This window comes from Klebsiella sp. 1SOBk5mer, from assembly GCF_046603115.1.
Taxonomy (GTDB): Bacteria; Pseudomonadota; Gammaproteobacteria; order Enterobacterales; family Enterobacteriaceae; genus Klebsiella; species Klebsiella quasipneumoniae.
Genome location: NZ_JBKIUU010000005.1, coordinates 201,000 through 227,079, shown reverse-complemented (window position 1 = coordinate 227,079; position 26,080 = coordinate 201,000). Strand labels below are relative to the sequence as shown.

Here is a 26,080-nt window from a genome sequence, read left to right as displayed (position 1 = left end):
GCGCGGGATAAGGCAGGAGAGAAAGGTTGGGGCTAACAAAATGGGTGTTAATTCAGCAATTAACCTGGTGAATGTAACAAAATAATACAATTAAAGCCGGCACAATCATTTTTTGTGTCCCGTTTTGAGTCGCAAAACGATTGCCAGCGAATAAAACAAAATAACGCGTAAAGAAGTTTAGGGATTTGTCTGAAATATATTCAGTTTTGCATTCTGGACGTCAGTTGCCTGATTTATCACCAGCGGCCTGCTCTCTGGCAGGCCTGCCAGGATTAATCCTGGGTGCTGACGATATTGCGCCCTTAACGGCGATTCAGGCTGCCGCGGCGATAAAGATTACGACGAATACGGCTGAGGCCCGGCTTCGGCTTGCGCGGTTCATCGAGGCTGGCGAGGACGATCTCGAGCACCCGCTCAGCGACATCGCGATGGCGCTGGGCCACGGCCAGTACCGGACACTGCAGGAAATCGAGCAGCTCATTATCGCCGAAGGTGGCGATCGCCAGCTCGGAAGGCAGTTTACCCTCACGGCGCAGCGTCACATCCATGACGCCCTGCAGCAACGGGAAAGAGGTGGTGAACAGCGCCTGCGGCATCGGATGGGTTTCAAGCCATTTCTCAAACAGCTGGGCCGCCGCTTCTCGCTCGTAGCTGTTGGCATAGAGATAATGCACCTCACGCGGATCGTCCTGCCAGGCTTTACGGAAGCCTTGCTCGCGCAGGAAGCTCACCGACAGTTCCGGCAGCGCGCCCAGATAAAGCACCGTTTCGCCGGGAAAAGTCCGCAACTCGGCGGCGAGCATCTCGGCATCATCCTGGTCAGCGCCGACGACGCTGGTGAAGTGCTCGCGGTCAAGGGCGCGGTCGAGGGCGACAATCGGAAACGGATCGTTAGCCCAGCGCTGATAAAAAGGGTGCTCCGGCGGCAGCGAGGTGGAAACAATGATGGCGTCCACCTGGCGCTGTAGCAGATGCTCGATACAGCGCATTTCGTTATCGGGCTGATCCTCCGAGCAGGCAATCAGCAACTGATAGCCGCGCTGGCGCGCCTGCCGCTCCAGATAATTTGCAATGCGGGTATAGCTGGTGTTCTCCAGATCCGGGATCACCAGACCGATAGAGCGTGTGCGTCCTGCACGCAGGCCAGCAGCGACCGCATTCGGGTGATAGTTGTGCTCTCGCACGACAGCCATCACTTTTTCGACCGTTTTGTCGCTTACGCGGTACTGCTTCGCTTTGCCATTAATCACATAGCTCGCGGTGGTTCTTGAAACACCGGCCAGCCGGGCGATTTCATCCAGTTTCACAATTGCCCCTTGGGTAAGAAGTGCCAAACATAACCATTATTCAGGTATGGAACCCTTTTTATAACATCTAAGCGCAGAATAGTTAGCGCAGCAACCGCTTTCGCTTACAGTTCCTACTGATTTCGCAAAAAAAAAGCCCGACAGTCGCTGCCGGGCTATTTTTGCATCAGTTCCCGATCCTCAGCGCATGATTTTATCACCGCGAGACAGGCCGACCACGCCGGAGCGAGCCACTTCCACGATCCGAGCGACATCGCGCAGGGAGGCCAGGAAAGCGTCGAGCTTATCGCTGGTGCCGGCGAGTTGAACGGTATAGATAGAAGGCGTCACGTCGATAATCTGTCCACGAAAGATTTCGGTGTTGCGCTTCACTTCTTCACGGCCGTAACCGCTGGCCTGGACCTTCACCAGCATGATTTCGCGTTCGACATGAGCCCCCTGCCCCAGCTCGCTGACCCGCAGAACATCCACCAGCTTGTGCAGCTGCTTTTCAATCTGCTCGATCGCTTTTTCATCGCCCACGGTCTGGATGGTCATCCTGGAGAGGGTCGGATCGTCCGTCGGGGCGACAGTCAGGCTTTCTATATTATAGCCGCGCTGGGAAAAGAGGCCGATAACGCGGGACAATGCGCCCGATTCGTTTTCCAGTAATACCGATAATATCCGGCGCATAATCAGGTCCTCTCCGTTTTGCTCAACCACATTTCATCCATGCCGCCGCCGCGGATCTGCATGGGGTACACATGCTCACTGCCGTCGACGGTGACATCGACAAACACCAGCCGGCGCTGTCGCACCTGCTCCAGGGCTTCTGCAAGCTTCGTCTCCAGCTCCTGCGGCTCGCTGATGCGGATCCCAACGTGGCCGTAGGCTTCCGCCAGACGAACGAAGTCCGGCAGCGACTCCATATAGGACTGCGAGTGGCGCCCGGAATAGAGCATATCCTGCCACTGCTTCACCATCCCCAGATAGCGGTTGTTAAGGTTAAGCACCAGGACCGGCAGCTCATACTGCAGCGCAGTAGAGAGTTCCTGAATGTTCATCTGGATACTGCCGTCACCGGTCACGCAGACGACCATTTCGTCCGGCAGAGCCATTTTGACCCCCAGCGCAGCCGGTAGGCCAAAGCCCATGGTGCCGAGGCCACCGGAGTTAATCCAGCGCCGCGGCTTGTCGAAGGGGTAATAGAGGGCGGCGAACATCTGGTGCTGACCCACATCGGAAGTGACATAGGCATCGCCCTGAGTCAGGCGCCAGATCGTTTCTATCACCGCCTGCGGTTTGATCTTGTCGCTCTGGTCGTCGTAGCGCAGGCAATGGCGGGCGCGCCACTGCTCAATCTGCTGCCACCAGTCGCGAATGTCGTCCAGCGGCTGCTGCGCCTCTTCCTGCTCCAGCAGCTCCAGCATCTGCTCCAGCACCAGTCGGGCATCGCCGACGATCGGCACATCTGCTGGCACGGTTTTCGAGATTGAGGTCGGATCGATATCGATATGCAGCACAGTCGCGTTCGGACAGTATTTGGCCAGGTTATTGGTGGTCCGATCGTCAAAGCGAACGCCGACGGCAAAAATCACGTCTGAATGGTGCATGGTCATGTTGGCTTCATAAGTGCCGTGCATGCCCAGCATCCCCAGCGCCTGCGAGTGCGTCGCCGGGAAAGCGCCCAGCCCCATCAGGGAGGAGGCCACCGGCAGCTTCAGCTTTTCCACCAGCTCGCGCAGCTGAGGTTCGCAATGCGCATTGATCGCCCCGCCGCCGACGTAGACGACCGGCTTGCTCGCCGCCACCAGGGTCTGCAGGGCGCGTTTGATCTGGCCTTTATGACCGCTGGTCGTCGGGTTATACGAGCGCATGCTGACCGCGTCTGGCCAGACGTACGGCAGTTTCTTCGCCGGATTGAGTATATCCTTCGGCAGATCGACCACCACCGGCCCGGGGCGACCGCTGGCCGCCAGCCAGAAGGCTTTCTTCAGCACGCCGGGAATATCTTCGGTCTGCTTCACCAGGAAACTGTGCTTCACCACCGGGCGGGAAATCCCCACCATGTCGCACTCCTGGAAGGCATCGTAGCCGATAAGCGATGTCGCCACTTGCCCGGAGAGGATCACCAGCGGGATAGAGTCCATATAGGCCGTCGCGATACCGGTGATGGCGTTCGTCGCCCCAGGCCCTGAGGTCACCAGCACCACACCGACCTCCCCGGTCGCTCGCGCCAGGCCATCCGCCATATGCACCGCCGCCTGCTCGTGGCGAACCAGCACATGATCGATACCGCCAAGGGTATGTAACGCATCATAGATATCGAGGACTGCGCCTCCGGGATAGCCGAATACTTGCTTGACGCCCTGATCGACAAGCGATTGGACGACCATCTCGGCTCCTGACAACATCTCCATGGTTTGCCTCCAGGCTTATTGTTTTACGACAGCGGAACTCAATTTCCGCGCGCTCGCACGATGCGAAGGAGTACCCCTCCGCACTGAGGTGAATGGACTGCATGCCACTACCATAACTGCTCGCCAGCAGGCAGGCAATTCGCCACCGGAGATGCTTTCTAAGTAGAATAAGAAGAAAAACAAGCGGAGAGAGGAAAATATGGTGGAATGCTTCAGATATAAGAAAAGAGAATAGTAAATACTCGGAGAAAAGGCGCGATAGCAGGAATTGATCCATTTTTTGTTAACGGGCGAAGAGCAACCGAAAGGGTAAACAGCATAAAATTCTGCATTATTGTAATTAAATCATATAAAAAAAGGAGCCGAAGCCCCTTTCATGCTTATTGCCATCGGCTCAGCGCTGACAAATATCCACCAGCAGCTCTTCCATCCACTGATGACCTTTATCGCGACCCGCCGCTTCGTGCCAGGAGAGATAGCAGGTCCGGCTATTCACCTTCAGCGGCAGAGGTAATATTTGCAGCGCTAACTTATCGGCAAACTCATTTGCCAGCCAGCGCGGCGCAATGGCCACCATCTGCGTTTGCGACACCACGTTTAATACGCTGACCATCGCATTACCTTGATATGCGATGCGCGCTTGTTTATCGGCCGTGTCATACCACGGCAGACTGAATGAGGCATACCGATCGAGAGCCACCGCGGCATGCTCCTCGCGATAAATATCAGCCTCCATCACCGGTCCGGAGATACGCGGATGGTTGCGACTAGCCACCAGAACCATTTCATCTTTGAATAGCGGTACACAGGCAAACTCAGGACGACGAAACTCTTCATAACCGATCACAAATTCCGTTTCCTGATAACGTAACTGATGTTCCGTATTTTGATTAAGCGCTGATTTAAAGACTAAATGAATATTGGGCGCGATTTCGGCGACTTTATTAAAAATTACCGACGTCAGGATGTTATCCAGCGGGCTACAGACGCACAGATTGAAAACACGCTCACTGCTCAAGGGTTCAAAACCGGAGCCTGGCAATTCGTTTTGTACCAGCTGCAGCGCCTGACGCACTGAGCCAAACAGCTGATAGGCCCGCGCCGTCGGCTGAATACCGCGGCCATAGCGTACAAACAGCTCATCATTAAACATCACTTTCAGACGTGAAACCGCGTTGCTCACCGCCGGTTGAGACATGCCGAGCGTATGGGCGGCACGGGTAATATTCTGTTCCTGCATAACCGCATCAAAAACGGTAAGCAGATTGAGATCAACCATCCGTAGTTGAGGTTTTACGACTTCCTGTCCGGGGGCTGATTTATATTCTGGACTTTCAATTAACATATCTAGTTCCGCCGTCACGATGAATTCCCTTTACTAAACCGCTATAATTAGCGCCGAAAATATCATTTATCATGCCAATGACATTTGCAAAATAGCAAAGGTGTATTTTAGGAATATATCAAGGCTATGAGTGGCAGTGTCAAACCGGTACCACCGGAATTAATAAACTGCTCAAACAATATGAGTTACTTAATGAAGATGAGTCTAACCATAATCCAGGAAAATAAAAACAACACCAATGGTTAACTGTAACTTAAGCAATAATAAAGTATTTTATTTTCCACCCCATAAAATTAACAACTATTTATCATTGAAAAAAGATCCGCTAAGGGGTAGACATATTCACACGAAAAATAAATATAATTATTTCATTCAGATAGCGATTTTTGACCGCTTCGCTCGCGGCGCATCGTGAGCGAGGCCTTTAATGCAAAGTACATTTTCAAATGAAACATATCCCTGTGCGCCCCCGCAGGTCCAAAATAGGATCTTCGGCAAAAAAGGGCTAACATCAGCACAATTAGCTAATTCACGCTGCGGACCAAAAACGCTTTTTCCATGCCAGGGGTTGACTTTGAAACGGCTATCCAGTAACTCTAAAAGCATAACGATTTCATCTGGAGTTTGACGCAATGATTCGCACCACTCGCATCACCAGCCTACTACTACTAAACGCATGCCATTTGCGCGGTAGGCTGTTGGGCGACGTTCAGCGTTAAGTCATCTTCCAGCAAGACTATAAAACCCGCGCCTTGGCGCGGGTTTTTTTATGCTCGTCAACAAGGCGCCAGGACACAGACTAAGGATCCAAACCATGAGCCAGCAAGTCATTATTTTCGATACGACCTTACGTGATGGCGAACAAGCGTTACAGGCAAGCCTGAGTGTCAAAGAGAAGCTGCAGATCGCTCTGGCCCTCGAGCGCATGGGTGTTGACGTGATGGAAGTCGGTTTCCCGGTTTCTTCTCCGGGCGATTTTGAATCCGTGCAGACCATCGCGCGCACCATCAAAAACAGCCGCGTATGCGCCCTGGCGCGCTGCGTCGAGAAAGATATCGACGTGGCGGCGGAATCCTTGAAGGTGGCCGAAGCGTTCCGTATCCACACCTTCATCGCCACCTCGCCGATGCATATCGCCACCAAACTGCGCAGCACCCTGGATGAGGTCATTGAGCGTGCGGTTTATATGGTGAAGCGGGCGCGCAACTACACTAACGATGTCGAGTTCTCCTGTGAAGACGCCGGCCGTACGCCGATTGCTGACCTGGCTCGCGTCGTGGAAGCCGCGATTAACGCTGGCGCCACCACCATTAATATTCCGGATACCGTCGGCTACACCATGCCGTTCGAGTACGCCAACATTATCAGCGGCCTGTATGAGCGCGTACCGAATATCGACAAAGCCATTATCTCCGTCCATACCCATGATGACCTGGGTATTGCCGTCGGCAACGCCCTCGCCGCGGTCCACGCCGGAGCCCGCCAGGTAGAAGGCGCGATGAACGGTATCGGCGAGCGCGCCGGCAACTGCGCGCTGGAAGAGGTCATCATGGCGATTAAAGTGCGCAAAGACATCATGAACGTGCACACCAATATCAACCACCATGAAATCTGGCGCACCAGCCAGACCGTCAGCCAGATCTGCAACATGCCGATCCCGGCGAACAAAGCCATCGTCGGCACCGGCGCCTTCGCCCACTCCTCCGGTATCCACCAGGACGGCGTGCTGAAGAACCGCGAAAACTACGAAATCATGACCCCGGAATCCATCGGCCTGAACCAGGTGCAGCTGAACCTGACTTCCCGCTCCGGCCGCGCGGCGGTGAAACACCGGATGGAAGAGATGGGCTATCAGGAGAGCGATTACAACCTGGATCACCTGTACGACGCGTTCCTGAAGCTGGCGGACAAAAAAGGCCAGGTCTTCGATTACGATCTGGAAGCGCTGGCCTTTATCAACAAGCAGCAGGAAGAGCCGGAGCATTTCCGCCTGGATTACTTCAACGTTCAGTCCGGCTCCAGCGATATCGCGACCGCCTCGATCAAACTGGTCTGTGGGGATGAGATCAAAACGGAAGCCGCCAACGGCAACGGTCCGGTTGATGCTATCTACCAGGCGATTAACCGCGTCACCGATTACAACATTGAATTAGTGAAATATGGCTTAAGCGCGAAAGGCCACGGCAAAGACGCCCTGGGCCAGGTGGATATCGTCGTTGACTACAACGGTCGCCGTTTCCACGGCGTTGGTCTGGCAACGGATATCGTAGAGTCGTCAGCCAAAGCGATGGTTCACGTGCTGAACAACATCTGGCGCGCCGCCGAAGTCGAAAAAGAATTGCAACGCAAAGCTCAGAATAAAGAGAACAATAAGGAAACCGTGTAATGTCGAAGAATTACCATATTGCCGTTTTGCCGGGTGATGGCATTGGCCCGGAAGTGATGAACCAGGCGATGAAAGTACTGGAAGCCGTGCGCCAACGTTTTGCCATGCACATTACCACCAGCCAGTACGACGTCGGCGGCGCGGCCATCGACCGTCAGGGAACTCCCCTGCCGCAGGCGACCGTCGCCGGATGCGAGCAGGCGGACGCGATCCTGTTCGGCTCCGTCGGCGGCCCGAAGTGGGAACACCTGCCGCCCGCAGAACAGCCAGAGCGCGGCGCTCTGCTGCCGCTGCGTAAACACTTTAAACTGTTCAGCAACCTGCGCCCGGCCAAACTGTATCAGGGGCTGGAAGAGTTCTGCCCGCTGCGCGCCGACATCGCCGCCAACGGCTTCGACATTCTCTGCGTTCGCGAACTGACCGGCGGCATCTACTTCGGCCAGCCGAAAGGTCGCGAAGGCAGCGGTCAGCATGAGAAAGCTTTTGATACCGAGGTGTATCACCGCTTTGAAATCGAACGTATCGCGCGCATCGCGTTTGAATCCGCCCGTAAACGTCGTCACAAAGTGACCTCCATCGATAAGGCCAACGTCCTGCAGTCGTCCATTCTGTGGCGCGAAATCGTCACCGAGATCGGCAAGGAGTATCCGGACGTTGAGCTGGCGCATATGTATATCGATAACGCCACCATGCAGCTGATTAAAGATCCGTCCCAGTTCGACGTGCTGCTGTGCTCCAACCTGTTCGGCGACATCCTCTCCGACGAGTGCGCAATGATCACCGGCTCGATGGGCATGCTGCCGTCCGCCAGCCTCAACGAACAAGGTTTCGGCCTGTACGAGCCAGCAGGCGGCTCGGCGCCGGATATCGCCGGCAAAAATATCGCTAACCCGATCGCGCAGATCCTCTCCCTGGCGCTGCTGCTGCGCTATAGCCTCGACGCTGACGAGGCGGCGAGCGCGATTGAAAGCGCGATTAACCGCGCTCTGGAGGAAGGCGTTCGTACCGGCGATTTAGCGCGCGGCACGGCAGCGGTCAGCACTGATGAAATGGGCGATATCATTGCCCGCTATGTCGCAGAAGGGGTGTAATCATGGCGAAGACGTTATACGAAAAATTGTTTGATGCGCACGTGGTGTATGAGGCGCAAAACGAAACTCCGCTGTTGTATATCGACCGCCATCTGGTGCATGAAGTCACCTCCCCGCAGGCCTTTGACGGCCTGCGCGCCCACGGCCGCCAGGTGCGCCAGCCGGGTAAAACCTTCGCCACCATGGATCACAACGTCTCGACGCAGACCAAAGATATTAACGCGTCCGGCGAGATGGCCCGCATTCAGATGCAGGAGCTGATTAAGAACTGTAAAGAGTTCGGCGTTGAGCTGTACGATCTGAACCACCCGTACCAGGGCATCGTTCACGTGATGGGCCCGGAACAAGGGGTTACCCTGCCGGGGATGACCATTGTGTGCGGCGACTCCCATACCGCCACCCACGGCGCCTTCGGCGCGCTGGCCTTCGGCATCGGCACCTCCGAAGTAGAGCATGTGCTGGCGACCCAAACCCTGAAACAGGGTCGTGCGAAAACCATGAAAATCGAAGTGCAAGGCAAAGCGGCGCCGGGCATCACCGCCAAAGATATCGTGTTGGCGATCATTGGTAAAACCGGCAGCGCCGGCGGCACCGGCCACGTGGTGGAGTTCTGCGGCGAAGCGATCCGCGATCTGAGCATGGAAGGCCGCATGACCCTGTGCAACATGGCGATCGAGATGGGCGCGAAAGCGGGCCTGGTCGCGCCGGATGAAACCACCTTCAATTACGTACGCGGCCGTCTGCACGCGCCGAAAGGCAAAGATTTTGACGATGCGGTGGCGTACTGGAAAACCCTGAAAACCGACGACGGCGCCACATTTGACACCGTAGTGACGCTGCAGGCGGCTGAGATTGCCCCGCAGGTGACCTGGGGCACCAACCCGGGCCAGGTGATTTCGGTCAGCGATAATATCCCCGATCCTGCGTCGTTCAGCGACCCGGTGGAACGCGCCAGCGCCGAGAAAGCGCTGGCCTATATGGGGCTGAAATCCGGCATTCCGCTGACGGAAGTGGCTATCGATAAAGTATTCATCGGCTCCTGTACCAACTCGCGTATCGAAGATTTGCGCGCGGCGGCGGAAATCGCCAAAGGGCGTAAAGTGGCGCCGGGCGTCCAGGCGCTGGTGGTGCCGGGTTCCGGTCCGGTGAAAGCGCAAGCGGAAGCGGAAGGCCTGGATAAGATCTTTATCGAAGCCGGCTTTGAGTGGCGCTTACCGGGCTGCTCTATGTGTCTGGCGATGAACAACGACCGCCTGAACCCGGGCGAGCGCTGCGCCTCCACCAGCAACCGTAATTTTGAAGGCCGCCAGGGCCGCGGCGGACGCACGCACCTGGTGAGCCCGGCAATGGCCGCGGCGGCAGCTGTGACCGGCCATTTCGCCGATATCCGTAATCTGAAGTAAGGAGACCATCATGGCAGAGAAATTAACCCAACATACCGGCCTGGTGGTTCCGCTGGATGCTGCAAACGTCGATACCGACGCGATCATTCCCAAGCAGTTTCTGCAGAAAGTGACCCGCACCGGCTTTGGCGCGCACCTGTTCAACGACTGGCGCTTCCTCGACGATAAAGGTCAACAGCCGAACCCGGAGTTCGTGCTGAACTTTCCTGAGTACAAAGGCGCATCTATCCTGCTGGCGCGGGAAAACTTCGGCTGTGGCTCCTCGCGCGAGCATGCGCCGTGGGCGCTGACCGATTACGGTTTTAAAGTCGTTATCGCCCCAAGCTTTGCCGATATTTTCTATGGCAACAGCTTCAACAATCAGCTGCTGCCGGTGACGTTGAGCGATGAGCAGGTCGACGAGCTGTTCAAACTGGTGCAGGCCAACCCGGGCATTACGTTTGAAGTGGACCTGGAAGCGCAGGTGGTTAAAGCGGGGGATAAAACCTACAGCTTTAAGATCGACGATTTCCGTCGCCACTGCATGCTCAATGGCCTGGATAGCATCGGCCTGACGCTGCAACATGAAGCGGCTATTTCCGACTATGAGCACAAGCTGCCGGCGTTTATGAATTAATCTTCGCGCCCGGTCATTTGACCGGGCTTTTTAGTTTATTGCGGCAGAAAATTGCGATCTCACGCACAAAAAACAATATTGCTTCGCCGATCGTCTGCCCATGACGTTGGCCTGCCCCACGCGATAAAGACGAATGATTCCGCTTTCCTCCCCCTGACCTGCGCGGTTTATGTATTATCCCTTCACTGCAAGTAAAAATAAGGTACGAGTGTTTAATATAAAAATATAACAATGTAAAAAAAGCGTTAATCTCATAGAGAACCCCTATAGCTCACAGCAAAAAAAAGCATTATTTTTCGATTTTTCGCCTCGCTATCTTTTCCCACAGAGAAATATTAACTAAGGACACGCCCGGGCCCCCGCATAGCGGCTTCCCGGCCTCCTGTGGAGAGAAGAGATGAGCCACTATCCGCACCTTTTCAGTCCGTTGACCATCAACGGCATGACGCTAAAAAACCGCATTATTATGCCCCCGATGGGCACCAATATGGCCACGCTCAATGGCGAGGTCTCGCAGGAACAGCTGGAATACTACGAACTGCGGGCCAAAGGCGGCACCGGGCTTATCACCATCGAAAACATCTGTATTGATTTTCCTTTCGCCTCCAACGGCACCACCCAGCTGCGGATCGATAACGATCAATATATCCCGCGGCTGTTTAAATTAACCGAGACCCTGCATAAACATGGCGCCTGCGTATCCATTCAGTTAAATCACGCAGGCGCTTCGGCTTATGCCTACCGCCTCGAAGGTCAGACACCGCTCTCCTCCTCGACGACGCCCTCGAAAAAGCACGGTAATATTCCGCGGCCAATGACCCATGAGGAAATTTATCACGCGGTGGAAAAATTCGGTGACGCCGCAGAGCGTGTTCGTCGCGCGGGTTTTGACTGCGTCGAAATTCATGCCGGCCACTCCTATTTAATTAGCCAGTTTTTATCGCCGCTATTTAACAAGCGCACCGATGAATTTGGCGGCAGCGTCGAAAACCGCACCCGGATATTAAGTCTGATTGTCGATAAAGTTCGCGCCTGCGTCGGGCCGCGTTTTCCGGTCAGCCTGCGCATTAGCGCCGACGACTTCCTCAAGGGCGGCAATAGCCTCGAAGATTCTCTGCGCATCCTTGAGCTCTGCCAGGAGAAGGTCGATATCATCAACGTCTCGGCGGCGCAGAACGACAACCTGAATCTGCAAATCGACCAGATGTCGCTGGAGGATGGCTGGAAGCGTTATCTCTCCCGCGCGGTGCGCGATAAATTCCATAAGCCCACGGTCATCGCCGGCAATATCCGTACCCCGCAGGTGGCCGAGGATATCCTCGCCAGCGGCGATGCCGATCTCATTGCCATTGGTCGCGGTCTGATTGCCGAGCCGGAGTGGGTGCAGAAGGTGCAAAGCGGTAAAGAACGCCTGATGCGCAAATGCATCTCCTGCAACATCGGCTGCGCCGACCATCGCATCGCCCGCTCGCGCCCGCTGCGCTGTTCAATTAACCCGGACATCATTCACGGCGATACCTACAAAACGCGGCACGTTAATCGCGAAACGAACGTGGTCGTCATCGGCGCCGGCACTGCCGGGATGGAGGCCGCCTGCACCGCGGCGGAAGTCGGCTGCCACACCTGGCTGCTGGAGGCGAAAAATCACGTCGGCGGTCTCGCCAGCGATATCGCCCGTCTGCCGGAGAAAAAACGCATCGCGGATTTCCCGCAGTTTATGAAAAACCGCATCGCCGCGCTGGACAACCTGATGCTGCAGGTCGGCAAACGGGCAGACGTGGCCTCGGTTTCCGCCCTGCGTCCGCATCTGATCGTCAATGCCACCGGCTCAACCCCCCTGCTGCCGCCTATTGCAGGACTGCGGGAGAATATTGACGCCGCGGAAGGCAAGGTCTTTTCCATTACCGGCATGATCGACAATCTGGCGAAATTTACCCATGTCGAGGGCAAACGCATCGCCGTTGTCGGCGCGGGCGCCGTTGGCCTTGACGTCATCGAATATTTTACCGCTCGCGGCGCGCAAGCGGTATTAATCGAAATGCAGGACGCCGCCGGTCGCGATCTCGACATCATTACCAGGAATGCCATGTTGACCATGCTCGACGAGCACCAGGTCGAACAGCACATGAATACGCAACTGATGGCGGTGGCTGCCGACCATTTCCAGGTGAAAAATACACAGCATACCTTCGATATCCCCTTCGACTACGGCTTTGTCTGCCTGGGGATGCGCGCCAACCGGACGGGTCTCGACGAGATCGAGCGCTGGGCCAATGCCAATAACGTCAAAATCATGAATATCGGCGACAGCGTGATGGCGCGACGCATTATCGACGGCATCCGCGAAGGCCGCAACGTGCTGGACACCCTCGAAGACATGGGTGCGCTGGGCAGCCGCGAAGCACAACGAATTCCCTTTCTAACTTATTGAGGATTTTTGTCATGGCAGAACGTATTACTGGACACACTGAGCTGATTGGTCTGATCGCCACCCCGATTCGCCACAGCATGTCGCCCACCATGCACAACGAGGCTTTCGCCCATCTCGGGCTGGACTACGTCTACCTGGCTTTTGAAGTCGGTAATCAGGAGCTGAAAGACGTTGTGCAGGGCTTCCGGGCTTTGAAGCTGCGCGGCTTTAACGTCTCTATGCCGAACAAAACCGAGATTTGCCAGTATCTTGATAAGCTCTCGCCGGCGGCGCAGCTGGTCGGGGCGGTGAATACCGTGGTCAATGACGACGGCGTACTGACCGGGCATATTACCGACGGCACCGGCTATATGCGCGCCCTTAGCGAAGCGGGTATCGATATTATTGGCAAGAAGATGACCGTGCTCGGCGCCGGCGGCGCGGCGACCGCGCTCTGCGTCCAGGCGGCACTGGATGGCGTGAAGGCGATCTCGATCTTCAACCGTCGCGATAAATTCTTCGCCAACGCCGAAGAAACGGTAGCCAAGATCCGCAACAACACGCGCTGCGAGATCCATCTGTTCGATCTCGACGATCATGACAAACTGCGTGCCGAAATCGACAGCAGCGTGATCCTGACCAATGCCACCGGGGTCGGCATGAAGCCGTTCGAAGGCCAGATGCTGCTCCCGGACGACAGCTTCCTGCGTCCGGACCTGATCGTCTCCGACGTCGTGTACAACCCGCGCAAAACCCACCTGCTGGAAGTGGCTGAGAAAAAAGGCTGCCGTACGCTAAACGGCCTCGGGATGATGCTGTGGCAAGGCGCGCGCGCGTTCGAAATCTGGACGGGTAAACAGATGCCGGTTGATTACATCAAAAGCATCCTGTTCTAAGGGGCAAGCGATGAAAAATAAATACGTCCCTACCGCGGCAGGGCTGTACCTCAACTACCTGATTCATGGCATGGGGGTGCTGCTGATCACCCTCAACATGGCCCATCTTCAGGAGCAGTGGGGAACAGACGCTGCCGGCGTATCAGTGGTGATCTCCTCGTTAGGGATCGGCAAACTGGCGACCATCGTGACCGGCTTTCTGTCGGATCGCTTTGGTCGTAAGCCCTTTATCTATCTGGGGATCCTCAGCTATCTGATCTTTTTTATCGGCATTCTGCTGACCAAAAATATCTATCTGGCCTATGTCTTCGGCATTATGGCGGGCCTGGCGAACAGCTTCCTCGACTCCGGCACCTATCCGGCGCTGATGGAATCTTTCCCGCACTCCGCCAGCCGGGCCAACGTGCTGATCAAAGCCTTCGTCTCCGCCGGACAGTTCCTGTTGCCGTTCATTATCAGCTTCCTGATCTGGGCGAATCTGTGGTTCGGCTGGTCGTTCGTGATTGCGGCGGCGCTGTTTGTTGTGAGCGGCCTCTATTTGCTCAAAATGCCGTTCCCGGATAGCCAGGCGGCGAAAAAAGAGGCCACCCCAGGGCCACAGGCGGAAACCTCCGCCCGTCCGCAGGCCAACAAACTGGATATGGTGATCTTCACCCTGTACGGCTATATCGGCATGGCGACATTCTATCTGGTCAGCCAGTGGCTGGCGCAGTACGGTCAGTTCGTGGTCGGCCTGCCCTATGCCTCGGCGATTAAGCTGCTCAGCATCTACACCGTCGGGTCGCTGGTCTGCGTCTTCGTGACCGCCGCCTTCGTCAAAGAGGTGTTCAGCTCCGCCGTCGCCATGATCATCTATACTGGCCTATCGATGGTCTCGCTGCTGCTGGTGTGCCTGTTCCCGACGCCGATGATGGTTACCGGCTTCGCCTTTGTCATCGGCTTTGCCGCCGCGGGCGGAGTGCTACAGCTGGGAGCGACGATCATGGCGATGAGCTTCCCGAACGGGAAAGGCAAGGCAACCGGCATCTTCTACACCGCCGGCAGTATCGCCAGCTTCACGATCCCGCTGATCACCGCCAAACTTTCGCAGATCAGTATTGCCAGCATTATGTGGTTTGATTTTGCGATCGCCGTGATCGGCTTTGTGATCGCCCTGTACATCGGCTATCGTCAACTGCAGGCTCGGGCGGCGCAAAAAGTATCACCCACCGCAGTCACCGCCTGAGGTTCAACGCGAATAATAATGGATGCCTACATGACAAATGCAGTTACCGTAAAGAACATCACCTTCCAGGAAGGGGAAACCTTAATTTGTGTACCGCTGATCGGCAAAACGCTGGATGAAATACTGGGTAACGCCCACGGCCTGGTCGACGCCGGCGCCGATATCATCGAATGGCGCGTTGACCACTTTACTCAGGTGAGAGAGATGGCTCAGGTGATGGCCGCGCTGGCGGAAATCCGTGGCGCGCTGAAAGCGCTGCCGCTGCTGTTCACCTTCCGCAGCAAGAAAGAAGGTGGCGAGACCGAGCTCAGCGACGAGGCCTACTTCGCGCTCAACCGCGAAGCGGCGCGCAGTGGCCTGGTTGATGTCATCGATATCGAGCTGTTCAATGATGAAGCGCAGATCCGCGCGCTGGTTGACGATGCGCATGCCGCGGGCGTCAAAGTGATCATGAGTAACCATGATTTTCATAAGACCCCCGCCCAGGAAGATATCATCTATCGCCTGCGCCGCATGCAGGATCTGGGCGCCGATCTGCCGAAGATCGCGGTGATGCCGCAATCGCCGCAGGACGTTCTGACCCTGCTCGCCGCCACGCTGACCATGAAAGAAAAGTATGCCACCCGCCCGCTGATCACCATGTCGATGGGAAAATCGGGCGGCGTCAGCCGGGTGACCGGGCGTCTTTTTGGCTCAGCCATGACCTTCGGTACCGTGGGTCAGGCTTCCGCGCCGGGACAGATCGCCATCGACAAGCTGCGTGAAGTGATGGATATTCTCTCCTGATAACCCCTCAGCCCGGAGGACCTCTCCGGGCTATTCGCTAACAGATCTTCTGGCTGTCGTGGATGACCACATTTTTAAACGACTGCAGCGCAGGGGAAAGTCCGCGGTCTTTCATGGTCGCCAGATAGATATAGCGCGGAGGGAGGGTGTTTTTAATCTTCAGGATATGGACGTTGTAATGGGAGAGCGCCGAGATCCGCGGCATGATCGCGATCCCGTAGTCAATGCTGACCAGCCCGGCCATCGCGGTATCCTCTTCCACGTAGCAGGCAATCTCCGGCACCAGCTTTTGCTGCATAAATACATTATCGATAAACGGACGTAAGCCGCTATTTTCTGAAAAATAGATATAGGGATAATGAATCGTCTCCACGAGGTCGACTTCATGTTCATACAGCCGGGCCAGCGGATGATCCCTGGCGGTCACCACCACCAGCTCCTGCTGAATAACCGGAATAAAATCGATATCGGGTTCATCGGCAATATAAGAGCAGATCGCCAGATCGACTTTTCCCGCTTTCAGCTCCTGCAACAGCGTCAGCGAGGTCCCTTGAGTAAAAGAAAAAGTCACGTTGTGAAACTCAGGTGAAAGAGAATATTTATTAATTAACTGCGGAACAACATATTCGCCCATCGTGTAAATAAAGGCGATACGAATGTTTTCTTTATTTTCAGCGCCGTTTTTTTGCAAAACTGTGCGGCCATTTTCCAGTGAGGCCAGCGCATCTTCGACATACGGCAGAAACCGCTTGCCGTTTTGCGTAATTTTAACGTTCCGTCCCTGTCTGGCGAACAGCGCGACCCCTAACTCCTTCTCCAGCTCTGATATCGCATGGCTTAGCGAAGGCTGGGTGATGCACAGACTGGAGGCCGCTTCGGTATAATGTTCAGTTTCAGACAGACGTTTAAAATAATAAAGTTGCTTTAGGTTCATTATTTTTGCCCGTATAATATAAGAATAAATCCACTGATGCTAATATACCATGCAAGCCACCAATAATGCGCACGTGCGGGAAAATATTGGCGGTGCATCAAATATTATTTTCTGAAGCGGATGAATGTGCCACAAAGCGTTGCCATTCATAGATACAACCTATAGTTCCCGGAGATATTTTTGCATATACAAATATATGCAAAAATATTTTAAACTTTAAAGGAACTCGCTATGAGTATGTCAAACTCTCAGGAAGTCCTCACTTCCTCATCGGGGACGAAAAAAAGAAGCCGCGTTCGGATAGTTATTTTACTGCTGTTGTCCGTCGGAACGATGATCAATTATCTCGACCGCACCATCCTCGGTATCGTTGCCCCACAGTTAACCCAGGAAATTCATATCGATCCGGCGATGATGGGCATCATTTTTTCCGCCTTTGCCTGGACCTATGCCCTGGCGCAGATCCCCGGCGGCATGTTTTTAGACCGCTTCGGCAACAAACTGACCTATGCCCTGTCAATTTTCTTCTGGTCGCTGTTTACCCTGCTGCAAAGTTTCACCCTCGGGCTTAAATCTCTGCTGCTTCTGCGCCTGGGACTCGGCGTCAGTGAAGCACCCTGCTTCCCGGCCAACAGCCGCATCGTCAGCACCTGGTTCCCGCAGCATGAGCGCGCGCGGGCGACGGCAACATATACGGTTGGTGAATATATAGGACTGGCGGCCTTCTCGCCGCTGTTATTTTTAATCCTCGAGCATCATGGCTGGAGAACGCTTTTTTTCCTCACCGGCGGATTAGGTATTTTATTTACTTTGGTGTGGTGGCGTTTTTATCACGAACCCCATGAATCGCGCACGGCTAATCAAGCGGAGCTGGATTATATTGGCGCAAACGGCATTAACAATAAAATCCAGAACGTTCCATTTAACTGGCGTGACGCCAGGCGCCTGCTGGGCTGTCGCCAGATCCTCGGCGCCAGTCTGGGTCAGTTTGCCGGCAACACCACGCTGGTGTTTTTCCTGACGTGGTTTCCCAGCTATCTGGCCAACGAGCGCCATCTTCCCTGGCTGCACGTTGGCTTCTTCGCCACCTGGCCGTTCCTCGCCGCCGCCATCGGCATCCTCTTCGGCGGCTGGATCTCGGACCGACTGCTGAAGCGAACCGGCTCTGTCAACATTAGTCGGAAGTTACCAATAATTTCCGGATTATTACTCTCCAGCTGTATTATTGCGGCGAACTGGGTGAGCGCCAACAGCACCGTTATTATTATCATGTCGGTGGCGTTTTTTGGCCAGGGAATGGTTGGCCTGGGCTGGACGTTAATTTCTGATATTGCCCCGGAAAATATGGCAGGCCTGACCGGCGGTATATTTAATTTCTGCGCTAATATGGCATCGATTATAGCCCCACTGATAATTGGCGTGATTATCTCCGCAACGGGTAACTTCTTTTACGCACTGATCTACGTCGGCCTGACGGCGCTGATCGGCGTGATTGCCTACATCTTTATCATCGGCGACATCAAGCGAATCGAACTGAAGTAAACCCGGCGGCCCCGGCGAATTGCACGCCGGGGCGAAGAGGACGGTCAGATATCCTTTACCTTGCTGGTTAAAAACAGCGTCACCAGCGAAATCGCGGCGATCGTCCAGTAGACGCTGGCGTGGCCATAGCTCTGCGACAGCGCCCCCTGCATCACGCCGGCCAGGATCACGCCAGTGGAAATACTGTTGGTAAAGAGGGTGGTCGCCGCCCCCGCGCGCCCCGGCATTAAATCCTGGAACCACAGCATGCCGATCCCGGCGATAATGCCGATAAAGATGGCGTTGAACAGCTGCAGGGCCAGCAGCGCCGTACGGCCATGAAACAGGATCAGCCCCAGATAAAACAGCACACCGGCCGCCACCGCCGCCACCATCATTTTACGTTTACCAAAGCGCTTCACGTAGTAGCCGGCGAGGATCATCGCCGGAATCTCCAGCCCGGCGGCGGTGCCCATCAGGATCCCGGCCAGGCTGTCGGGAAGCCCGAGATCGCTGCTGATCCACAGCGGCATATCAATGATATACATGGTGTTGCAGGTCCACATCAGGGTGGAGGCGATAAACAACATGCGTACGTTCTTGTCCTGCCAGCCGCCGGCCTGCGCCAGCGCCTCCGCCTCTTCCGAGGGCTGCTCCACGCGCGGAACTGAGGGTAGTTTGACGGCAATCAGCGCCAGGCTGATCACAAAGATGCCCGCCGCAATGGAGAACATGGTGGTAAAGCCATAGTTGAGCGCCAGCATAAAGGCCAGCGGCGGGCCAATCACCCACGCCAGGGACAGCTGGGCACGCATGACCGAGCTGAACATCACCACTTCCCGCGCCGAGCTGTCGGCATACTCCCGCGCCAGGGCAAAGAGCTGCGGCATGGCGGCGTTAGCGATGGATGCCAGCATCACCCCGCAGGTGATCAGCGTCAGATAGTGGCGGTTGAAGGCAAACAGCAGCGCATTGCCTACCGCCATCAGGCAGCAGAACATAATTAACCGCCGCCGGTCGCCGCGGCTATCGGAGCGCTTGGCCAGCGCCAGACTCACCAGGATCCCGGCTATCGCATTCACGGTGTAGAACAGGCCCACCCAGAACGGCTGCGCCCCCACTTCGCGGCTGAGAAACAAACTCAACGTCGGCGCCTGCAATGCGCCCGCCACGCCCATCATAAAAGCAACCAGCATAAAGGCGGCATAGACGCCGTTTAGCCGTCGTCCCATCGTCATCAACCACAGCATGAAATGTCCTTAACACACGCGAAGTAAACGAAAAAAGCCAGCAGAGGCTTTCTGCTGGCGGGTGATTCTATACTCTGTGGAATTCACGTTGCAGGACAAACGGTTAACCGTTTTTGCGCTGGCTCCGAAAGGGTGAGTCCCGTAGGGGCGATTCACGCGGCCAGAACATAGGGCTCTGGGAGTATCGACAGCGATAGACCCGGGCGAGCGCGCGCACCTGCAGCTTGAAAAACGACGAGTATAACACCAATACTCAGTCACACATGATGTCTGCAAGTCAATGATCCGAGGTCTTTGACGTCACTCCCCACTGCATCAGTTCACCCAGAATTTCCTGCTGTCGTCCTGCCATCAGGCGGGCCAGCCAGGACGCTTCCTGCGTCGCAGAAAAGTAGCGCTGGTAGAACGATTTTGCGGTAGACCTCATCATATTCACCTCCTCGCTTCATCGGGATTCATTATTGGCTTAATATGGGGAGTAATAAATTGCTGAGTTTTGCGCAGGAGTTCCCCTTTTATGTCTTCCGGCCGTCTGCAACAACAGTTCATCCGTCTATGGCAGTGCTGCGACGGCAAGTCGCAGGAGACCACCCTCAACGAGCTGGCGGAAATGCTGAGCTGCTCGCGCCGCCACATGCGCACCTTGCTCAATATGATGGAGTCCCGCGGCTGGCTGACCTGGGAGGCGGAGGCTGGCCGCGGAAAACGCTCGCGGCTGACCTTTCTCTATACCGGCCTCGCCCTGCAGCAGCAGCGTGCCGAAGATCTGCTTGAACAGGATCGCATCGATCAGCTGGTGCAGCTGGTCGGCGATAAAGCCGCCGTCCGTCAGATGCTGGTCTCGCATCTCGGGCGCAGCTTCCGCCAGGGGCGGCACATCCTGCGCGTGCTCTACTACCGGCCAATGAAGAATTTACTGCCCGGCAGCGCGCTGCGGCGTTCGGAAACCCATATCGCCCGGCAAATATTCAGCGCTCTGACGCGGGTAAATGAGGAAAATGGGGAACTGGAAGCCGATATTGCCCACCACTGGCAGCAGTTGACGCCCACCCACTGGCGCTTTTTCCTCCGGCCAGGCATCCATTTTCACCATGGCCGTGAGCTGGAGATGACCGATGTGATCGCTTCTCTGCAGCGCAGCAATGCCCTGCCGCTCTATTCGCATATCGAACGCATTGAGTCGCCCACCGCCTGGACCCTGGATATTCATCTGCGCCAGCCCGACCGCTGGCTGCCCTGGCTGCTGGGCCAGGTGCCGGCGATGGTGCTGCCGCAGGAGTGGCGGACCATGAACCACTTTTCTTCGATGCCGGTCGGCACCGGCCCGTATGCGGTGGTGCGCAACAATCAGAACCAGCTCAAGATCCACGCCTTTGAGGACTATTTTGGCTACCGGGCGCTGATCGATGAGGTGAACGTCTGGGTGCTACCGGAAATTAGCGAAGAGCCCAACGGCGGCCTGACGCTGCAGGGCAATACCGAAAGCGAAAAGGCGGTGGAGAGTCGTCTGGAAGAGGGGTGCTACTACCTGCTGTTCGACTCGCGAAGCCCGCTGGGCGCCAACGAGGCGGTGCGCCGCTGGTTAAGCTATCTGTTTCAGCCCGCGAACCTGCTCTACCACGCGGGCGAGCTTTACCAGGGCAACTGGTTTCCCGCCTACGGCCTGCTGCCGCGCTGGCATCACGCCAGCAACCACGCCTGCGACAAGCCGGCGGGCCTGGAGACGGTCACCCTCACCTACTACCGCGATCACGTCGAACATCGGGTGATCGGCGGGATCATGCGCGACCTGCTGGCGGCGCATCAGGTGAAGCTGGAGATCCAGGAGCTGGAGTACGATGCCTGGCATCGCGGCGAGGTGGTCAGCGATATCTGGCTCAACAGCGTTAACTTCACCTTGCCAATCGAATTCTCGCTATTCGCCTATCTGTACGAAGTCCCGCTGATTCAGCGCTGCATCCCCATCGACTGGCAGGAAGACGCCAGCCGCTGGCGCGCGGGAGAGTTTAATCCGGCTACCTGGAGTCAGCGCCTGCTGGCCAGCCAGCATATCGTGCCGCTGATCCATCACTGGCTGATGATTCAGGGGCAGCGCAGTATGCGCGGCGTGCGGATGAACACCCTCGGCTGGTTCGATTTTAAATCCGCATGGTTTGCGCCGCCGGAGCCGTAAGCGCTTTCCGTCATCTGACAAAATCATTACACTAAGGCCGTTCTCAACGGGGTGCTAATAAACATACGCAATATCATTCAAGTTGCATCAAGGCAGCAAGCGGGTGAATCCCCTGGAGCATAGATAACTATGTGACTGGGGTGAACGCGCGAAGCTAACGCAGATGCGGCTTGAAGGATGAAGCGTATGGGCTGAGAAAATACCCGTCGAACCTGATCCGGATAACGCCGGCGAAGGGATTTGAGGCTCACTCAAAATCCTTTGCCACCCCTTTTTTCTGAGGTGCAAAGTGTTGAAAAAATTACTCCCGCTGCTGGCGCTGGTCGCCATGCCCGCTCTGGCTAAGCCTGTCCTCACCGTCTATACCTATGACTCCTTCTCTGCCGACTGGGGCCCCGGCCCGGCGGTCAAAAAAGCGTTTGAAGCGGACTGCGGCTGCGAGCTGAAGTTCGTCGCGCTGGAAGATGGCGTTTCGCTGCTGAATCGTCTGCGCATGGAAGGCAAGAACAGCAAGGCTGACGTCGTGCTGGGCCTGGATAACAACCTGCTGGAAGCCGCGGCGCAGAGTCAGCTGTTCGCTAAAAGCCACGTTCCCGCCAGCGCGGTCAGCGTGCCGGGCGGCTGGGATAACGACACCTTTGTCCCCTACGATTACGGCTATTTCGCCTTTGTCTATGATAAAAACAAACTGGCCAATCCGCCGAAAAGCCTGAAAGAGTTGGTCGAGAGCCCGCAGAAGTGGCGCGTCATCTATGAAGATCCGCGCACCAGCACCCCGGGGCTGGGGCTGCTGCTATGGATGCAAAAAGTCTATGGCGATAAAGCGCCCGAGGCCTGGCAGAAGCTGGCGGCGAAGACCGTTACCGTCACCAAGGGCTGGAGCGAAGCCTACGGTCTGTTCCTGAAAGGCGAAAGCGACCTGGTGTTGAGCTACACCACCTCGCCGGCCTACCACATTATTGAAGAGAAAAAAGACCACTATGCGGCGGCGAACTTCGCCGAAGGCCACTATCTGCAGGTCGAAGTTGCCGCCCGCACCGCCGCCAGCAAGCAGCCGGAACTGGCGGAGAAATTCCTCAAATTCATGGTATCTCCTGGCTTCCAGAACGCCATCCCCACCGGCAACTGGATGTATCCGGTGACCCAGGTCGCGCTGCCGGCCGGTTTTGCAACCCTGGTGAAGCCGCAGACCACGCTGACGTTTACCCCGCAGCAGGTCGCCAGCGAGCGTCAGACCTGGATTAGCGCATGGCAACGCGCCGTCAGCCGCTAAACCTTAGCGGGCTGCTGCCGGGCCTGTTCGCCGCCACGCTGCTCTGCGCCGTCGCGCTGGCGGCGTTTCTGGCGCTGTGGTTCAGCGCGCCCGGCGCGGGCTGGCAGACGGTTTTCAGCGATAGCTACCTCTGGCACGTGGTACGCTTCTCCTTCTGGCAGGCGTCGCTCTCAGCGCTGCTTTCGGTGGGCCCGGCCGTCTTTCTCGCCCGCGCGCTTTATCGGCGTCGCTTTCCCGGCCGCACCCTGCTGCTGCGCCTGTGCGCGATGACCCTGATCCTGCCGGTGCTGGTGGCGGTGTTCGGCATCCTCAGCGTCTATGGCCGCCAGGGCTGGCTGGCCTCGCTGTTTCACGCTTTCGGCTGGCAGTGGGATTTCTCGCCTTACGGCCTGCAGGGCATCCTGCTGGCGCACGTCTTTTTCAATATGCCGATGGCCACCCGCCTGCTGCTGCAGGCGCTGGAGAACATTCCCGGCGAGCAGCGGCAAATTGCCGCCCAGCTTGGCATGCGCGGCTATGCCTTCTTCCGCCTCGTCGAATGGCCATGGATGCGCCGGCACATTCCCGCCGTCGCCGCGCTGATTTTTATGCTCTGCTTTGCCAGCTTCGCCACCGTGCTGTCGCTGGGCGGCGGCCCGAAGGCCACCACCATTGAGCTGGCTATCTACCAGGCGCTGAGCTTTGACTACGATCCGGCGCGAGCGGCGATGCTGGCGTTGATCCAGATGCTCTGCTGCCTCGGGCTGGTGCTGCTCAGCCAGCGTCTCAGTAAAGCGGTGGCTATCGGCGTCAGCCATGTCCGCGGCTGGCGCGACCCTGACGATCGCCTGCATAGCCGGCTGAGCGATGGGTTGCTGATCGGCGCCGCCCTGCTGCTTCTGCTGCCGCCGTTGCTGGCGGTCATCGTCGACGGGATCAACCGCAACATGCTGGACGTGCTGGCGCAGCCCGCACTCTGGCAGGCATTGACGACTTCCCTGCGCATCGCCATTGCCGCCGGGCTGTTGAGCGTGACCCTGACGATGATGCTGCTATGGAGCAGTCGCGAGCTGCGCGCCCGTCAGCGGCCGCTGGCCGGGCAGGCGATGGAGCTGAGCGGCATGCTGATCCTTGCCATGCCGGGCATCGTGCTGGCTACCGGCTTCTTCCTGCTGCTCAATAACAGCATCGGTCTGCCGGAGTCCGCCGACGGCATCGTCATCTTTACCAATGCTCTGATGGCGATCCCCTACGCGCTTAAAGTGCTGGAAAACCCGATGCGCGACATTGCCGTCCGCTACAGCATGCTCTGCCAGTCGCTGGGGATCGAAGGCCTGGCGCGGCTGCGGGTCATCGAACTTCGCGCGCTCCGGCGCCCGCTGGCCCAGGCGTTAGCCTTCGCCTGCGTGCTGTCGATTGGCGACTTCGGCGTGGTGGCGCTGTTCGGCAACGAGGCGTTCCGCACCCTGCCTTTCTATCTGTACCAGCAGATAGGCGCCTACCGCAGCCAGGACGGCGCCGTCACCGCCCTGCTTCTGCTGCTGCTCTGTTTCTTATTATTTACGCTGATTGAAAAACTTCCGGGGCGTGATGCTAAAACTCAATGATGTGACCTGGCTGTACCAGCATCTGCCGATGCGCTTTACTCTCGACGTCGCGCGCGGCGAGCGCATCGCGGTGCTCGGCCCCAGCGGCGCCGGAAAGAGCACCCTGCTGAATCTGATCGCCGGTTTTCTGCCGCCCGCCAGCGGCAGCCTGCAGATTAACGGCGAGACGCATCACGCGACGCCGCCGGCGCAGCGTCCGGTTTCGATGCTGTTCCAGGAGAATAACCTGTTTAACCATCTGACCATTCGGCAGAATATCAGTCTCGGGATCCACCCTGGCCTGAAACTGAGCCGCGAACAGCAGCAGAAAGTCGTGGCGATTGCCGCCCAGATGGGAATTGATGACCTGCTTGAACGCCTGCCGGGAGAGCTCTCCGGCGGTCAACGGCAGCGCGCGGCGCTGGCCCGCTGTCTGGTGCGCCAGCAGCCGGTGCTGCTGCTGGATGAACCCTTCTCAGCGCTCGACCCGGCGCTGCGCCAGGAGATGCTGGCGCTGGTGGCTGATGTCTGCGAGCAGCAGCAGCTCACCCTGCTGATGGTCTCGCACAGCGTGGAAGATGCCGCGCGCATTGCGCCGCGCTCGATTGTGGTCGCCGAAGGGCGCATTGTCTGGGATGGCGCTACCGCCGAGCTGTTAAGCGGCCACAGCAGCGCCTCTTATCTGATGGGGATCAGCGCGCAATAACCTTGTGCAGGATCGCCAGATAGACCGGCATCAGCGGATGGCGGAAGACAAACGTTAACGCCGTTGCCGCCAGCGCGACCATAAGCGGCGCCAGCCACAGCAGACGCCCGCGCGGCAGCCAGCGGGTCAGCCGATCGCCAGACGTTTTCGCGCTCCGCCACAGCCGCCAGCACAGCCACCCTGCCAGCCAGGCGAGCAGCGCCGCCCCCAGCAGCAGCCATTTAAAGCTGGCGCTGTTTTCATCGGCCGGAATATCAATCGCCGCCCCGGCGAGAATGCCAGGCAGGAAATAGAGCGGCGGCCAGAGCAGGCAGCCGATAATATTTGGTAGCACGAATTTGGCCACCGGCAGGTCGAGCATCCCGGCGACCATCGGCACCAGCGGACGCGTCGGCCCGACAAAGCGGCCAATCAGGATGGTGATCATGCTGTGCTGGTGCAGCGCATGCTCGGTTTTCTCCAGCAGGGCGCGGTTTTTCTTCATGAACGACCAGCGGTGCAGCGGCTTTTTAAAGCGCCATCCGAGCCAGAATGAGATCCAGTCGCCCAGCAGACAGCCCACGCTCCCCGCCAGCCACGCCTGCCAGAAGTTAACCTCACCGCCGCCAATCAGCGCCCCAAGGCCGGCCATCATCACCGTTCCGGGTAAGATAAGCCCCACCAGCGCCAGCGACTCGAGAAAGGCCACCAGCATCACGGCTAACAGCGAGTAGACCGTGGATTGGGTAATAAAGTGTTCGAGCAATGCTTGCATAATGTACCCGGTTAAAAAACGAAGCCCGGATTCTCCGAAG

Annotated in this window: 22 protein-coding genes and 1 riboswitch; of the genes, 14 read left to right on the top strand and 8 right to left on the bottom strand. The window is 56.9% G+C overall.

What is annotated here, in order from left to right; genetic code table 11:
- Positions 1-302: 302 nt before the first annotated feature.
- The 4 genes from cra to leuO all read right to left on the bottom strand — a co-directional run bounded on the left by cra (position 303) and on the right by leuO (position 5,069).
- On the bottom strand, positions 303-1,307 hold the full coding sequence (gene cra / locus ACLH1U_RS13915; protein ID WP_004145952.1) for a catabolite repressor/activator: 1,005 nt from the start codon (positions 1,305-1,307) through the stop codon (positions 303-305).
- Positions 1,308-1,487: 180 nt separating this feature from the next.
- Positions 1,488-1,979, bottom strand: coding sequence for an acetolactate synthase small subunit (gene ilvN, locus ACLH1U_RS13910; protein ID WP_002888536.1), 492 nt, complete (start codon positions 1,977-1,979; stop codon positions 1,488-1,490).
- 2 nt (positions 1,980-1,981) lie between these two features.
- Positions 1,982-3,706, bottom strand: a complete 1,725-nt coding sequence (gene ilvI, locus ACLH1U_RS13905; RefSeq protein ID WP_002888534.1) for an acetolactate synthase 3 large subunit — start codon at positions 3,704-3,706, stop codon at positions 1,982-1,984.
- 394 nt (positions 3,707-4,100) lie between these two features.
- On the bottom strand, positions 4,101-5,069 hold the full coding sequence (leuO, locus tag ACLH1U_RS13900) for a transcriptional regulator LeuO (RefSeq protein WP_072140386.1): 969 nt from the start codon (positions 5,067-5,069) through the stop codon (positions 4,101-4,103).
- 614 nt (positions 5,070-5,683) lie between these two features.
- Here leuO and leuL point away from each other — a divergent pair.
- The 9 genes from leuL (at position 5,684) to aroD (ending at position 15,864) form a co-directional block, all read left to right on the top strand.
- Positions 5,684-5,770, top strand: coding sequence for a leu operon leader peptide (gene leuL / locus ACLH1U_RS13895; protein WP_017901192.1), 87 nt, complete (start codon positions 5,684-5,686; stop codon positions 5,768-5,770).
- Positions 5,771-5,865: 95 nt separating this feature from the next.
- On the top strand, positions 5,866-7,437 hold the full coding sequence (gene leuA, locus ACLH1U_RS13890; RefSeq protein WP_023291975.1) for a 2-isopropylmalate synthase: 1,572 nt from the start codon (positions 5,866-5,868) through the stop codon (positions 7,435-7,437).
- A complete protein-coding gene (leuB, locus tag ACLH1U_RS13885; RefSeq protein ID WP_023291974.1) occupies positions 7,437-8,528 on the top strand; it encodes a 3-isopropylmalate dehydrogenase in 1,092 nt (363 codons plus the stop codon). Before leuA ends, leuB begins: the two co-directional genes overlap by 1 nt.
- 2 nt (positions 8,529-8,530) lie before the next feature.
- Positions 8,531-9,931 (top strand): 3-isopropylmalate dehydratase large subunit, encoded by a 1,401-nt coding sequence (leuC, locus tag ACLH1U_RS13880; RefSeq protein WP_023291973.1) that lies wholly within the window; start codon positions 8,531-8,533, stop codon positions 9,929-9,931.
- A gap of 10 nt (positions 9,932-9,941) precedes the next feature.
- Positions 9,942-10,547 carry a 3-isopropylmalate dehydratase small subunit gene (gene leuD, locus ACLH1U_RS13875; RefSeq protein WP_285203319.1) on the top strand — a complete coding sequence of 202 codons (606 nt, stop codon included), beginning with the start codon at positions 9,942-9,944 and terminating at the stop codon, positions 10,545-10,547.
- A gap of 397 nt (positions 10,548-10,944) precedes the next feature.
- Positions 10,945-12,978, top strand: a complete 2,034-nt coding sequence (locus ACLH1U_RS13870) for an FAD-dependent oxidoreductase (RefSeq protein WP_411299304.1) — start codon at positions 10,945-10,947, stop codon at positions 12,976-12,978.
- 11 nt (positions 12,979-12,989) lie between these two features.
- The gene (locus ACLH1U_RS13865) at positions 12,990-13,853 is read left to right on the top strand and encodes a shikimate dehydrogenase (RefSeq protein ID WP_017901194.1); all 864 of its coding nucleotides are present in this window, start codon (positions 12,990-12,992) and stop codon (positions 13,851-13,853) included.
- A 10-nt stretch (positions 13,854-13,863) separates the two neighbouring features.
- Complete coding sequence (locus ACLH1U_RS13860; RefSeq protein WP_032453837.1) at positions 13,864-15,078, top strand: MFS transporter; 1,215 nt, start codon at positions 13,864-13,866, stop codon at positions 15,076-15,078.
- Between the two features lie 30 nt (positions 15,079-15,108).
- Positions 15,109-15,864 carry a type I 3-dehydroquinate dehydratase gene (aroD, locus tag ACLH1U_RS13855; RefSeq protein WP_023291968.1) on the top strand — a complete coding sequence of 252 codons (756 nt, stop codon included), beginning with the start codon at positions 15,109-15,111 and terminating at the stop codon, positions 15,862-15,864.
- 37 nt (positions 15,865-15,901) lie between these two features.
- Here aroD and ACLH1U_RS13850 read toward each other — a convergent pair whose 3' ends face one another.
- Positions 15,902-16,798, bottom strand: coding sequence for a LysR family transcriptional regulator (locus ACLH1U_RS13850; RefSeq protein ID WP_004204315.1), 897 nt, complete (start codon positions 16,796-16,798; stop codon positions 15,902-15,904).
- Between the two features lie 231 nt (positions 16,799-17,029).
- On the opposite strand from ACLH1U_RS13850, the gene ACLH1U_RS13845 reads away from it, so the two are divergent.
- Positions 17,030-18,340 (top strand): MFS transporter, encoded by a 1,311-nt coding sequence (locus ACLH1U_RS13845; RefSeq protein ID WP_004204313.1) that lies wholly within the window; start codon positions 17,030-17,032, stop codon positions 18,338-18,340.
- Positions 18,341-18,384: 44 nt separating this feature from the next.
- Here ACLH1U_RS13845 and ACLH1U_RS13840 read toward each other — a convergent pair whose 3' ends face one another.
- On the bottom strand, positions 18,385-19,569 hold the full coding sequence (locus ACLH1U_RS13840; protein ID WP_023291966.1) for a sugar efflux transporter: 1,185 nt from the start codon (positions 19,567-19,569) through the stop codon (positions 18,385-18,387).
- Positions 19,570-19,846: 277 nt separating this feature from the next.
- Positions 19,847-19,999 (bottom strand): glucose uptake inhibitor SgrT, encoded by a 153-nt coding sequence (sgrT, locus tag ACLH1U_RS13835; protein ID WP_004204309.1) that lies wholly within the window; start codon positions 19,997-19,999, stop codon positions 19,847-19,849.
- Between the two features lie 87 nt (positions 20,000-20,086).
- Between sgrT and sgrR the strand changes: the two genes are divergently transcribed.
- The 4 genes from sgrR to thiQ all read left to right on the top strand — a co-directional run bounded on the left by sgrR (position 20,087) and on the right by thiQ (position 25,286).
- Positions 20,087-21,742 carry an HTH-type transcriptional regulator SgrR gene (gene sgrR, locus ACLH1U_RS13830; protein ID WP_044521013.1) on the top strand — a complete coding sequence of 552 codons (1,656 nt, stop codon included), beginning with the start codon at positions 20,087-20,089 and terminating at the stop codon, positions 21,740-21,742.
- A gap of 37 nt (positions 21,743-21,779) precedes the next feature.
- Positions 21,780-21,999, top strand: a riboswitch (TPP riboswitch).
- Between the two features lie 32 nt (positions 22,000-22,031).
- Complete coding sequence (gene thiB / locus ACLH1U_RS13825) at positions 22,032-23,015, top strand: thiamine ABC transporter substrate binding subunit (protein ID WP_023291964.1); 984 nt, start codon at positions 22,032-22,034, stop codon at positions 23,013-23,015.
- Positions 22,991-24,601, top strand: coding sequence for a thiamine/thiamine pyrophosphate ABC transporter permease ThiP (gene thiP / locus ACLH1U_RS13820; protein ID WP_072422266.1), 1,611 nt, complete (start codon positions 22,991-22,993; stop codon positions 24,599-24,601). The genes thiB and thiP overlap by 25 nt, the downstream gene beginning before the upstream one ends.
- Positions 24,585-25,286 (top strand): thiamine ABC transporter ATP-binding protein ThiQ, encoded by a 702-nt coding sequence (gene thiQ, locus ACLH1U_RS13815; protein WP_101862335.1) that lies wholly within the window; start codon positions 24,585-24,587, stop codon positions 25,284-25,286. The genes thiP and thiQ overlap by 17 nt, the downstream gene beginning before the upstream one ends.
- Here thiQ and ACLH1U_RS13810 read toward each other — a convergent pair.
- Positions 25,273-26,040 (bottom strand): DedA family protein, encoded by a 768-nt coding sequence (locus ACLH1U_RS13810; RefSeq protein WP_101862334.1) that lies wholly within the window; start codon positions 26,038-26,040, stop codon positions 25,273-25,275. The genes thiQ and ACLH1U_RS13810 overlap by 14 nt on opposite strands.
- Positions 26,041-26,080 lie beyond the last annotated feature (40 nt).

Excerpts from the sequence above, each read along its gene's own strand:
- ilvN (WP_002888536.1), bottom strand. The coding sequence starts at position 1,979 with ATGCGCCGGATATTATCGGTATTACTGGAAAACGAATCGGGCGCATTG.
- ilvI (WP_002888534.1), bottom strand. The coding sequence starts at position 3,706 with ATGGAGATGTTGTCAGGAGCCGAGATGGTCGTCCAATCGCTTGTCGAT.
- leuL (WP_017901192.1), top strand. The coding sequence starts at position 5,684 with ATGATTCGCACCACTCGCATCACCAGCCTACTACTACTAAACGCATGC.
- leuA (WP_023291975.1), top strand. The coding sequence starts at position 5,866 with ATGAGCCAGCAAGTCATTATTTTCGATACGACCTTACGTGATGGCGAA.
- leuB (WP_023291974.1), top strand. The coding sequence starts at position 7,437 with ATGTCGAAGAATTACCATATTGCCGTTTTGCCGGGTGATGGCATTGGC.
- leuC (WP_023291973.1), top strand. The coding sequence starts at position 8,531 with ATGGCGAAGACGTTATACGAAAAATTGTTTGATGCGCACGTGGTGTAT.
- leuD (WP_285203319.1), top strand. The coding sequence starts at position 9,942 with ATGGCAGAGAAATTAACCCAACATACCGGCCTGGTGGTTCCGCTGGAT.
- ACLH1U_RS13870 (WP_411299304.1), top strand. The coding sequence starts at position 10,945 with ATGAGCCACTATCCGCACCTTTTCAGTCCGTTGACCATCAACGGCATG.
- ACLH1U_RS13865 (WP_017901194.1), top strand. The coding sequence starts at position 12,990 with ATGGCAGAACGTATTACTGGACACACTGAGCTGATTGGTCTGATCGCC.
- ACLH1U_RS13860 (WP_032453837.1), top strand. The coding sequence starts at position 13,864 with ATGAAAAATAAATACGTCCCTACCGCGGCAGGGCTGTACCTCAACTAC.
- aroD (WP_023291968.1), top strand. The coding sequence starts at position 15,109 with ATGACAAATGCAGTTACCGTAAAGAACATCACCTTCCAGGAAGGGGAA.
- ACLH1U_RS13850 (WP_004204315.1), bottom strand. The coding sequence starts at position 16,798 with ATGAACCTAAAGCAACTTTATTATTTTAAACGTCTGTCTGAAACTGAA.
- ACLH1U_RS13845 (WP_004204313.1), top strand. The coding sequence starts at position 17,030 with ATGAGTATGTCAAACTCTCAGGAAGTCCTCACTTCCTCATCGGGGACG.
- ACLH1U_RS13840 (WP_023291966.1), bottom strand. The coding sequence starts at position 19,569 with ATGCTGTGGTTGATGACGATGGGACGACGGCTAAACGGCGTCTATGCC.
- sgrT (WP_004204309.1), bottom strand. The coding sequence starts at position 19,999 with ATGATGAGGTCTACCGCAAAATCGTTCTACCAGCGCTACTTTTCTGCG.
- sgrR (WP_044521013.1), top strand. The coding sequence starts at position 20,087 with ATGTCTTCCGGCCGTCTGCAACAACAGTTCATCCGTCTATGGCAGTGC.
- thiP (WP_072422266.1), top strand. The coding sequence starts at position 22,991 with ATGGCAACGCGCCGTCAGCCGCTAAACCTTAGCGGGCTGCTGCCGGGC.
- thiQ (WP_101862335.1), top strand. The coding sequence starts at position 24,585 with ATGCTAAAACTCAATGATGTGACCTGGCTGTACCAGCATCTGCCGATG.
- ACLH1U_RS13810 (WP_101862334.1), bottom strand. The coding sequence starts at position 26,040 with ATGCAAGCATTGCTCGAACACTTTATTACCCAATCCACGGTCTACTCG.